Source organism: uncultured Sphingorhabdus sp. (assembly GCF_937872355.1).
GTDB lineage: Bacteria > Pseudomonadota > Alphaproteobacteria > Sphingomonadales > Sphingomonadaceae > Sphingorhabdus_B.
In genome coordinates this window covers 26,428-36,834 of the sequence record NZ_CALMSV010000166.1, presented here as the reverse complement: position 1 = coordinate 36,834, position 10,407 = coordinate 26,428, and the positions used below count along the sequence as shown (strand labels likewise).

12 protein-coding genes and 1 pseudogene are annotated in these 10,407 nt (G+C 58.0%); 2 read left to right on the top strand and 11 right to left on the bottom strand.

The annotated features are described in order from the left end of the window. The 8 genes from Q0239_RS10845 to Q0239_RS10810 form a co-directional block, all read right to left on the bottom strand. On the bottom strand, positions 1-290 hold a 290-nt coding region (locus Q0239_RS10845), incomplete at its 3' end, for a Mur ligase domain-containing protein (RefSeq protein ID WP_298602548.1). After that, entirely contained in the window at positions 290-2,026 is a 1,737-nt protein-coding gene (locus tag Q0239_RS10840; RefSeq protein ID WP_298602546.1) for a penicillin-binding protein 2, read from the bottom strand. The genes Q0239_RS10840 and Q0239_RS10845, both read right to left, overlap by 1 nt. Continuing rightward, on the bottom strand, positions 2,023-2,622 hold the full coding sequence (locus Q0239_RS10835; protein WP_298602544.1) for a hypothetical protein: 600 nt from the start codon (positions 2,620-2,622) through the stop codon (positions 2,023-2,025). The genes Q0239_RS10840 and Q0239_RS10835 overlap by 4 nt, the downstream gene beginning before the upstream one ends. Beyond that, a complete protein-coding gene (rsmH, locus tag Q0239_RS10830) occupies positions 2,619-3,572 on the bottom strand; it encodes a 16S rRNA (cytosine(1402)-N(4))-methyltransferase RsmH (RefSeq protein WP_298602542.1) in 954 nt (317 codons plus the stop codon). The genes Q0239_RS10835 and rsmH overlap by 4 nt, the downstream gene beginning before the upstream one ends. Then, positions 3,569-4,060 carry a hypothetical protein gene (locus Q0239_RS10825; protein WP_298602539.1) on the bottom strand — a complete coding sequence of 164 codons (492 nt, stop codon included), beginning with the start codon at positions 4,058-4,060 and terminating at the stop codon, positions 3,569-3,571. The genes rsmH and Q0239_RS10825 overlap by 4 nt, the downstream gene beginning before the upstream one ends. A gap of 320 nt (positions 4,061-4,380) precedes the next feature. Then, a complete protein-coding gene (locus Q0239_RS10820) occupies positions 4,381-5,196 on the bottom strand; it encodes a DUF4350 domain-containing protein (protein WP_298602537.1) in 816 nt (271 codons plus the stop codon). A gap of 4 nt (positions 5,197-5,200) precedes the next feature. Then, positions 5,201-5,458 (bottom strand): hypothetical protein, encoded by a 258-nt coding sequence (locus tag Q0239_RS10815; RefSeq protein ID WP_298602535.1) that lies wholly within the window; start codon positions 5,456-5,458, stop codon positions 5,201-5,203. A gap of 18 nt (positions 5,459-5,476) precedes the next feature. Further along, the gene (locus Q0239_RS10810; RefSeq protein WP_298602533.1) at positions 5,477-6,475 is read right to left on the bottom strand and encodes a cysteine synthase A; all 999 of its coding nucleotides are present in this window, start codon (positions 6,473-6,475) and stop codon (positions 5,477-5,479) included. Positions 6,476-6,665: 190 nt separating this feature from the next. On the opposite strand from Q0239_RS10810, the gene Q0239_RS10805 reads away from it, so the two are divergent. Beyond that, a complete protein-coding gene (locus Q0239_RS10805; RefSeq protein WP_298602531.1) occupies positions 6,666-8,810 on the top strand; it encodes a TonB-dependent receptor in 2,145 nt (714 codons plus the stop codon). A 74-nt stretch (positions 8,811-8,884) separates the two neighbouring features. Further along, positions 8,885-9,007 carry an entericidin A/B family lipoprotein gene (locus Q0239_RS10800; protein WP_298602529.1) on the top strand — a complete coding sequence of 41 codons (123 nt, stop codon included), beginning with the start codon at positions 8,885-8,887 and terminating at the stop codon, positions 9,005-9,007. Here the strand turns inward: Q0239_RS10800 and tatC are convergent. The 3 genes and pseudogenes from tatC to Q0239_RS10785 form a co-directional block, all read right to left on the bottom strand. Next, a complete protein-coding gene (gene tatC, locus Q0239_RS10795) occupies positions 9,004-9,789 on the bottom strand; it encodes a twin-arginine translocase subunit TatC (protein WP_298602527.1) in 786 nt (261 codons plus the stop codon). The two genes, Q0239_RS10800 and tatC, sit on opposite strands and share 4 nt — an antisense overlap. An 83-nt stretch (positions 9,790-9,872) precedes the next feature. Then, a pseudogene (tatB, locus tag Q0239_RS10790) lies at positions 9,873-10,109 on the bottom strand (Sec-independent protein translocase protein TatB); the annotation flags it as partial. Between the two features lie 25 nt (positions 10,110-10,134). Then, positions 10,135-10,356, bottom strand: a complete 222-nt coding sequence (locus Q0239_RS10785; RefSeq protein WP_298602525.1) for a twin-arginine translocase TatA/TatE family subunit — start codon at positions 10,354-10,356, stop codon at positions 10,135-10,137. Positions 10,357-10,407 lie beyond the last annotated feature (51 nt).

Here is a 10,407-nt window from a genome sequence, read left to right as displayed (position 1 = left end):
TGCGCAGGGAATGGCGCATAGAAACGCGACGCAAACGCCGCAAACGCTTTGCGGGGATTGGCATCGGCTATGTGGACAGCGCCTTCGACCTTCGCCTCCGGTCGCGCAACAAAGGCAATTGCACCGGCCTCGATTGCCGCCGGGATAAAGTCTTCGCCGTTAAAGGCAGTGCCTTGGAAAGCGCCAAAAATCGTGCCCGGCGCAACCTTGCGGTGATCGATGGCAAATCCGGTTACGCGCGAAGAGCCGGCATCGCCCGCCAGCTCACCTATCAAACTATCGAGGCGCATCAGGTGCTCCCTTTGGGAGACCAAAGGAGCGGCATCAGTTCGGATACGTCAACATCGCGATGGGTATCGGGAATGATCCCGAGTTGCGGGCCGATCCGCTCCACCGTGCGCTTCACTATCGGCGCGGCGGTGAAGCCGGCGGTGCGCTGGAAAGAGGTCTCGGTCGAGCCTTTGGGTTCGTCTACCATAGCGATGATGATATAACGCGGATTATCCATCGGGAAAGCCGCCGCGAAGGTCGAAACCACAAGATTCCGTGCATAACCTCCTGCATTGGGCTTTTCTGCAGACCCTGTTTTCCCGCCAACGCGATATCCGGGGGCATCCGCCTTCTTGCCGGTGCCATCGACAACGATCATACGCAGCAGTTGGCGCATACGTGCGCTGGTCGCGGCGCTGAATACACGGCGACTCACCGGCTTTTGCCCCGGCTTGAATTTTTTGAGTGTTGCCGGGTGCCACATGCCCCCATTGACCATGGCGCCATAAGCCGAGGCAAGGTGCAACGGTGTCACCGACATGCCATGACCATAGCCGACAGTCATGGTGGTCAACCGGCCCCAATTTGTCGGCCAAAGCGGGCGCGAACGCTCCGCCAACTCGATCGAAGGACGACGATCAAATTCCAGATTCCGCGCCATCTGCTCCATTCGTTGCTGGCCCAGATTATCGGCAATCCGCGCCGTCACAATGTTGGAGCTGTGGATCAGTGTTTCCGGAACATTAAGCCACCGACCCGAAGGATGGCTGTCGCGTATTTTAAAGCCACCGATCGCCAACGGTGCTGTGGCGTCATAGCGGAGTGACAAATCACGAACTGTCCCGGCGTCCAGCGCCGCAGCGACCGTCAAGGGTTTAAAGGTCGACCCAAGCTCAAACACGCGGTTGGTGACGAAATTGGTCTGGCGGCTGATGGGATAGCGGCCATCAATGATGATCTCGCCATTATCGGGGATGTTTGCGAAAACCGGACGGTTGGGATTGAATGACGGCAGGCTGGCCATCGCCAACACTTCACCTGTGTGCGAATCCAGAATTACGCCAGCTGCACCCTTGGCATTGGTTGTTTCCATACCGCGGGCGAGTTCGAGTTCAAGCGCGGCTTGCACCCGCACATCGATTGACAATTCGACGGGTTTGCCGCGCGTCTCTGGCGCGCGCAGATGCTTGTCCATCACGCGCTCCATACCGAGCGCACCCTTGCCGTCACGGCTCACGAAGCCGAGAATATGCGCACCCAGTTCGTGTTGCGGGTAAAGACGCGTGCTTTCGCGCGGGAATTCGATGGCGATTTCGCCGAGATCATGAACTGCCCTGACTTCCTCGGGCAAAGCACGTTTGCGCAGATATCCCGGGGCTTTGGCGGTAAGTTTCGCGTAGAATTCAGCTTCGGGTGTATCAGGAAAGATACGCGCCAGCCCAGCCGCCAATTCCTTGGGATCATTGACCAGATTAGCGGGTTTGACCCAGATCGCATAGCCCTGGATTGTCCGCGCCAGCGGTGCGCCATTCCGGTCGACGATATCGCCACGTTCCGGCACAAATTCGCCCGGCGTTGCACCAAAGGCACGACTGCCTTCGAAAAACGCCAGCGTTGCCAGACGCCCAACGATCAACAGCAGGAAGATCGCAAACAGCCCGACCAATATGAGCAACCGCCAGAAAGCAATGGCAGCATGAACCCTCGTCGCATTGATTGCATGGCGGCTTTGGGGCCGAACGACGAAGGTGGTCATTGCCGCTTGCGCTCCTTTTCCGACTTGGTCTGGATTTCACGCATCAGGTTATCCGACAGGAGGGTATCGTCCATGCGCGCGAGGCGTTCGGTGCGAGATACAGGTTCGGCGGACTTCCCCTTGGCTTCCCTCGGCTTTTCAGCAGGAAGCCGTACTTCAACGTCCTCCTTGTCGTCCGAACCGACCGAGCGAATAGCTGCGCTGGCATCGGCAAGAATCGATGAGGCAGCGGCTCCGCCCCCGCCAATGTCTCCAGCAGGCATGTCGACCGCTACGAGGACCGGCTTTACCAGCGGTTCGGACCCACTGAGGCTGGCAAGACCACGCTCCCCGTCGATGAACTGGTCGGCGCGCGGCGGTTCATAGCCATAGAGCAGTTGGTTCCACTCTTCGAGTTGCGCAACGCTGGCACGGGTGCGGATTTCGGCCTGCAGGAAATTTATTTCCTGCTTGGTTTCCAGAATGTCGCGGTCGATGCGTGACAAGTCACTGTGCAGCGCGGCGACGTTGAGCGAAAGCGGGTACAGGAGCACCGCGATCATGAATACCAGCGCCAGCCAACCGAGATTCTTCAGACGTTTCATCGCAAGGGTCATGCCGCCAGCTCCTGCTGTGACCATGCCAGGGCATCGGTACGAACGGCTGACCGCAAGGTAGAGGAACGGGCACGCGGATTAGCTTCTATCTCACGCGCGCCGGGGCGCACGGCCTTGGCCGGTTTTTCAAAGGTTGCAACGCGACTGGCCTTGACCACCGGCATATGGCGCGACCCTGCAGCCATCGAACCGCTGCGCTCGCGGAAGAATTGCTTCACAATCCGGTCTTCGAGACTGTGGAAACTGACGACAGCCAGTCGGCCGCCCGGCTTTAATATCCGTTCAGCAGCTTCCAGGCCTGCGTTGAGCTCATCGAGTTCATGATTGATGTGGATGCGGAGCGCCTGAAAGGTGCGGGTGGCCGGATCCTTGGGCGCGCCGACGCGATGACCTAGTGCCTTGCGAACCACATCGGCCAGTTTGGTGGTCGTGTTGATGGGTCGGGCAGCAACGATGGCCCGCGCGATGCGGCGCGACTTGGGCTCTTCTCCATAAAGGTAAATGACATTGGCAATGTCGGCTTCTTCCGCAGTGTTAACGAAATCCGCTGCGGTTTCGCCGGACTGGCTCATCCGCATGTCGAGCGGGCCGTCTTTCTGGAAGGAAAAGCCGCGCTCAGCCTGATCAATCTGCATCGAGGAGACGCCGATATCAAGGACCACAGCGTCAACCTGCTCGACGCCGAATTCGGCCAGCCTCTTGTCCATTTCTGAAAAGCAGGCGGAGTGGAAGCGCAAGGCACCGCCACTCCGCTCTGCAAGGTCAGCACCCGCCGCGGCGGCATCGGGATCGCGATCAAAAGCATGAACGCGCGCACCTGCAGCCAGGATAGCCCGGCTGTAACCACCAGCACCAAAGGTGCCATCCACAACATCTGAACCAGGGGTGATGGCCAGAGCGTGAATTACTTCATCCAGAAGGACTGGAATATGGGGGGAAGGCTGCGTCATCTGCCGCGCCTCCCATGTTCGCCCAGCCAATATTCGAGCTCTTCGCGGACATGCGCGAAGGCGGGCGGAGCGGAATCGAGGAACACATCAGGGTTCCACAACATGAAATGCGTGGTTGCACCAAAGAAGAATGCTTTCTCGCCCAGTTTGCCAAAATGGCGAAGCATCGGCTGAAGCACGAAACGGCCGCTATTTTCGAAAGCGGTCTCGAAGATGGAGGAGGCAACAACGCCTGCACTTTCGCGGTCAAATTCGCCGCCACGCTGAACAGCTGCCTGCCATTGCGCCTCGATATCGGCGCGCAGTTTCTGGCGCTCGGCACGGCCATAGCCGATCAGGCAGGGAAGATTGGGATGGCGCGAGATGCAGACAATGTTCTCGCCCGAAGATTCAGCAACGGTGTCACGAAGTTCGGCAGGGATGGTTACGCGCCCTTTGGCATCGATCGTCGACAGTCCGGAACCGGCATAGACAACAAATGCGGACACAGCCCAGAATTACCCCTTCCCTTCGGGCGCAATCCCTCATCCGCTAAAGCGCAACGCCTTCGCGTTGACGTTCTCTGGAACGCAACAAATTGGATTTCACCCCGATACGGACACTCCATATCAAGGGAATTCGTGGGTGAAAAGAGGGATTCTATGGGAATGAATCCGAATTACAGATTATATATCTGTATTTATTATACAATTTTCTTTTCCACAGGTGAAGGGAGCTTGCATCATTGCTAATTACCCTAGCCACTGCCTTCATCCTAATTCATTGTATTATATATTTTTATCCTTTCCATCGACAAGCTGTCCCAGCGTCATTCCAGAATTTCCCCATGTTGTCCCACGAGCCGACGCCCCTGTACGAGTCGCGCAACAAGCTGTTCAACCCAGTCGATATTCGACGAACTGTCCGAGCCGGGGAGCGCAGATTGCCACATGGACGAATGAAGCAAGTCAGCGTCTGCAATGAGTATGACTTGCCCCTTGCCCGGCCGGCATTCAGCAACCAGCGCTTCGGTTGCAATCCGGCAATGTCCATCTCTGCCTTTTCCGGCCGCGAGGCTTTGCCATTGCCCGGCTGACAGCGTCCGGATGCCAAATTGCCCGATATCAATTTGTGCTTCGGCGGTGCTGGCTTCAGCGTCGACCGGTAGGGCCAGTTCGATCCCCCAATGATTGAAGAGCGGCGAATGCATAGAGGGGAAGAGCGGGCGCGCAGGGTCACCTATCGGCAAATCACTTGGCCATTGCAGCGCAGGATCTGCGAAGAACAACAGCCGCCCCCCTGCCCGCACCCAATGGTCCAGGCGAACCAGCTCATCCGGGGCAAAGGCCCGTGGTTGTATCAGCAGGGCGACCCTGGCCTTTGAAGCCTGCAACTTTGCAACATTGTCCGCTGCGATGACCTGGCGGGTTTCTTCCAACCGTTTGTAAAGCGGATCCGGTTCGATCTCGCCTTTGGCCAGCGCACCAAATTCGGCTTCACCCCAGCGCAAATCAATACTGGAAATGAGCACCAGCGGCGCGCTTTCAGTGGGCTCCGCTTTGCGGTTCTGCCAAAACCACAAAGCTGCGGCGCCAAGCAACAGGACAAGCAACAACGCCCACAGGCGACGGTAACGAGCGATCATCGCTTCAGTTCGTAACCGGCTGTTGGGTCTTGGGTGTTGTTTCCGCACCGACCGATGGCGTGACGCCCAGTTCGGCCAGCGGCTCATCCTTAGGCTGGGGCTCTGCCTGCGAGCCGGCCGCCGTGGAAGCAGGTTGCGTTTGCAGGCCACTATCCGCCCGGTCGAGGATCATGTTGGCGATCGAAACGAACAGCAAAACGGTCAGCAAACCCAAAAGGCCTACCTGAATGCGCTGAACAGCGGATTGTGCCGGACGTGCCATCCGGCGATTAAAGCCCAATCAGTCGGCTTTGTCCAGTTGCCACGGCATTGGCGGCAATCCTTTGGATTGCATCCACTCGGGATTGTAGAGTGTAGAGAGATAGCGGAAGCCCGTGTCACACAGGATCGTTGCGATCCTGTGTCCGGGCCCCAGCTGCCTAGCCAGCTCAATCGCTCCAGCGACATTGATACCCGACGACAGGCCGAGGCAGAGCCCTTCTTCGGCGAGCAGACGACGCACCCAGGCAAGGCCGTCTTCGTCCGAAATGCGGAATTGTGTGTCGATGGGCGCGCCGTCGAGATTGGCTGTGATGCGGCCCTGCCCGATGCCTTCCGCAACCGAATTGCCCTCTGCGCGCAACTCGCCATGCGCGTAATAATTATAGAGTGCGGCGCCGTGTGGGTCGCTGAGCGCGATGGTGATAGTTTCGTTTTTCGTTTTCTGTCCCAGCCCAGCCCCGGGGACCGCCCCGCCTGTACCAGCCGCGCAGGTAAAGCCATCGACGCGACCGTTCATCTGCGTCCAGATTTCCTCTGCGGTTGTTTCGATATGCGCCCGCCGGTTGGCGATATTGTCGAACTGGTTGGCCCAAATGGCGTTATCGGTTTCTTCCGCAATCCGCCGTGACGTGTGCACGAAATGGCCTGGGTTGGAAAAAGGCGCAGCCGGCACGAGAACTAACTGTGCACCAAGAGCGCGCAGCGTATCCTTTTTTTCCTGGCTCTGCGTTTCGGGCATCACGATGATCGTCTTATATCCCAGAGCGTTACCGACCAGCGCGAGGCCGATGCCGGTATTGCCTGCCGTGCCCTCAACTATAGTGCCGCCCGGCTGCAATATCCCCTGCTCTTCCGCATCGCGCACGATGAACAGAGCCGCCCGATCCTTTACCGAGGCGCCGGGGTTGGCGAATTCGCACTTGCCGTAAATCTCGCAGCCGGTTTCCTCGCTCGGCCCCTTGAGCAGGACGAGCGGGGTGTTGCCGATAAGGTCCAATGTCGATGGCATAGTTTTCATGTCCCCACAGGTAGTTTCGGATGCAACAAGACGCAAGCGATGGCGACTTGCGGCGATGAAAGCTGGGCTTTGCCGATTGGCGGCAATTCGTCGCAACCCAAACGCCATTAGTCGAAACTGCTCGATTGGGTATTGTTATACTATATCATTTCATCTAGCAGGCGCCGAAACTAAGGCCATAGGGAATGATATGAAAACGCTTCTCCGTCAAAGCGCAGCTGCTTCGATACTTGCATGCACACTGATCGCCTCATCCTCGTTCGCGCAAGAGCAATCGGATACGGATACAAATGATGACGATTTCCACCGTACCGGCGAAATCGTTGTCACTGCTCCCTATTTCGAGCGGTTGGATCTGCTCGCGGGTACTTCTGCCCTGTCTGGCGAAGATTTGGCGCAGCAATCGCGTGGCCAGATTGGTGATACGCTGCTCTCGCTCCCCGGGGTTTCGGCGACCAGCTTTACACCAGGCTCATCGCGCCCCGTATTGCGCGGCTTTCAGGGCAATCGGGTTGCTGTCTTGACTGATGGTATCGGCAATATCGATGCCTCAAATACCTCTGCAGACCATGCCGTCACCATAGAATCGCTTACCACCGAACGGATTGAGGTACTGCGCGGCCCAGCCGTTCTCTTATTCGGTGGTCAGGCGGTGGGCGGTGCAGTCAATGCCATTGACAAGCGCATTCCGCGTGGCGTTCCGGAAGAGGCCGTCCATGTCGATGCGCTGGCAGGCTATGGCAGCGCAGCGGATGAATGGTCCGGTGGAGCATCGGTCGATGTGCCCTTGGCTGACCGATTCGTCATTCACGCCGACGGTAGCTATCGCAAGAGTGACGATTTGCGTATCGGCGGCTTCCAGCTATCCCCCGACTTACGCGCTGAAGTCCTCGATCTGGCAAATGAAGAGGAAAGCGAAGGTCATCTCGACGAAGCCGCGGAGCTGCGCGAAGCCGCGAACAATCGCGGCCGCGTTCCCAACAGCGCTGTCGAAACCTGGACCGCGGGCCTTGGTACGGCCTTCATCGACGAAGGCGGCAATCTGGGCGTTTCGTTCAGTATCTATGACACCAAATACGGCATTCCGGGTCGTCCGGGCGTCGGACATCATCACGAAGAAGTCGTGAGCGCTGGCAAAAAGGTTTCGATGGCCGAAGGCGGCGAGGATGCTGTTACAATCGGCCTGCGCCAATATCGCGCCGACCTTCGCGGCGAAGTGGAAACCGGCGGCGGCTTTCTTGAAAAGCTGACCTTCCGCGCTGGCTATGCCGATTACCAGCATACTGAGTTCGAAGGTGACGAGGTCGGTACGATATTCAAGAGCCAGGGCTTTGAAGGCCGCGCCGAGGCCGTCCAGGCCAACCGCAATGGCTGGCGCGGCGCGAGTGGCATCCAATATATGTCACGCGATTTTGAGGCGATCGGCGCCGAAGCCTTCGTACCGCCCAACCGCACGCGGCAAATGGGGCTGTTCACACTGCAGGAATTCGATCTGGGCGGCGTGCATCTGGAAGCCGCACTGCGTTATGACCGGGTGAGCCAGGAAGCGCAGACACTCGGCATTGATCGCAGTTTCAACAACGTCTCTGCGGCATTGGGCGCAGCCTATCTGGTCGGCGACCTCAAGATCGGCATCAACGCCTCGCGTACGGGCCGCGCACCTTCGGTCGAAGAGTTGTTTTCGGATGGCCCGCACATCGCCACGCAGGCCTATGAAATTGGCGACCCGACCTTGCGCAGCGAAAAGGCGTGGAACGCCGAACTTTATGCCCGCTACGACAGCACTAATGTTGACGCGACGTTGACGGTCTATTCGAACTGGTTCGACGGCTTCATCTATGAAGATGCAACTGGAGCTGAGGAAGACGACCTCCCTGTTTTCCAATATTTTCAGAGCGATGCCCGCTTCTGGGGTGTAGAAGCCGATGTTTCGGCAAGGCTGGGCCATGTCGGTGGATTCGATGTCGTGCTTGATGGCGTCGCCGACTACACCCGCGCGTCGATATCAAATGGCGGCGGACCGGTACCCCGTATCCCGCCGCTGCGCCTGTTGGGCGGGCTGGAATTGCAAAGCGGCAGTCTCGACCTGCGAGGCGAAGTCGAATGGACTGATGACCAACGACGCAATGCGGCCTTCGAAACCGAAACTGCAGGGTTCACGCTGGTCAATGCTTCCGCAAGCTGGCGGCCATTCGGGCGCAATCGCAATATCGCGCTGATAGCGTCAGCAAATAATCTGTTCGACGTCACGGCACGCCGCGCGGCCTCCTTCACCAAGGATTATGTACCGCTTTCCGGGCGGGATTTCCGATTGACGGCTCGTTTCAGCTTTTGATTGCCGTTTGACTCATCGGGCGTTCAGCTTACAATTTCCAGAGTCGGCTGAACGCCAACAAAAAGGATAAAGTCATGCGCAAACTGATTGCCGCTTCACTCATCGCAGCCACCCTGCTGCTGTCTGCCTGCAACACCGTAAAGGGCCTGGGTCGCGACATCGAATCAGTTGGCGAAGCCGGCGACGAGGCGATTTAGACCGTTTCCGGCTCCTCGGCAGCCGTAGTCTCAGTTTCGGTCGCTTTATCGCGGCGGCGCTGGGTAAACCATATGGCAACCAGCGCCAGCTCGTAGAGCAAGCATAGCGGCACCGCGAGCAAAAGCTGCGACACAACGTCCGGCGGAGTCAGCACAGCGGCGATCGCGAAGGCACCAACAATCGCGTAGCGCCGACCGGCTTTCAGCTGATCGCGCGTTACAATCCCCGCCCTTTCGAGCAGCATCAGCAAGACCGGCAGCTGGAATGCAACGCCAAAGCCGAAAATAAACGTCGTCGAAAAATTGAGATAATTGCCTACCCCGGGAAGCGCCTCTTGCGTGACCCCGCCGACATCGCCCTCAAATCCAAGCAGGAATTTGAGTGCAACCGGCATGGCGCCAAAATAGGCAAGGCTGGCCCCGAGCGCAAAAAGAACCGGGGTCATCATCAGGAACGGCAAAAAGGCCTTTTTCTCGTTTTTATAGAGTCCGGGTGCTACAAACTGCCAGATCTGCGTCGCCAATACCGGGAAGCTGACCATCATAGCGGCGAAAAGGGCGACCTTTACCTGGACGAAGAAAGCCTCAAAAATGTCTGTATAGATCAGCTTGTCTTGCCCGACATTTTTGAGCGGCTGAACCAGCCAGCCATAAATCGCTTCGGCAAAATAGAAACAGATGCCGAAAGAAATGGCGAGCGCGAGGACGCACCAGAGCAGCCGGTTGCGCAGCTCGATCAGATGATCGAGCAATGGCATCTTGCTGTCGTCGATGTCCTTCATGATTGCGGCTCCGCCTTGGGCGAATCCGCTGCGGCGGGTTTGGCATCTGTTTCGGGCGGAGGCAGCGAATCATATTCGCGAACAGGCGGGTGCTCACGCATGATCCGCTCATTCTCCGACGCCCACTTTTTCTCGAGCTCTTCCAGTTCGGACTGGCGCACCATTTCATCAATGCCACTGCGGAAATGCGCAGCCATGCGCCGTGCCTTGCCCACCCATTGGCCGACATAACGCAATACGCGCGGCAGGTCTTTCGGCCCGATCACCAGCAAGGCGACCAGCGCGACCAAAAGCAATTCGCCGGATGCGATATCAAACATGCGGGTTCAGCCCGAAATCAGTGGATTAGCTGGCCTTGTCGGCCTGCTTTTCTGCATCAACGGTCGTTCCAGAGGCCGCGTCGATACGCGGAGCGGGCTTGGCTTCATCGTCTTCGGCCATGCCCTTTTTGAAGCTTTTGATGCCCTTGGCAACGTCGCCCATCATGTCCGAAAAGCGGCCTTTGCCAAACAGCAGCAGGATGATGATGCCGACGACCAGCCAATGCCAGATGCTGAAACTACCCATTTTCCAAACTCCTCGTGCGGGGACTTCCCCAATCGCTGCGCGCGCTGCAGC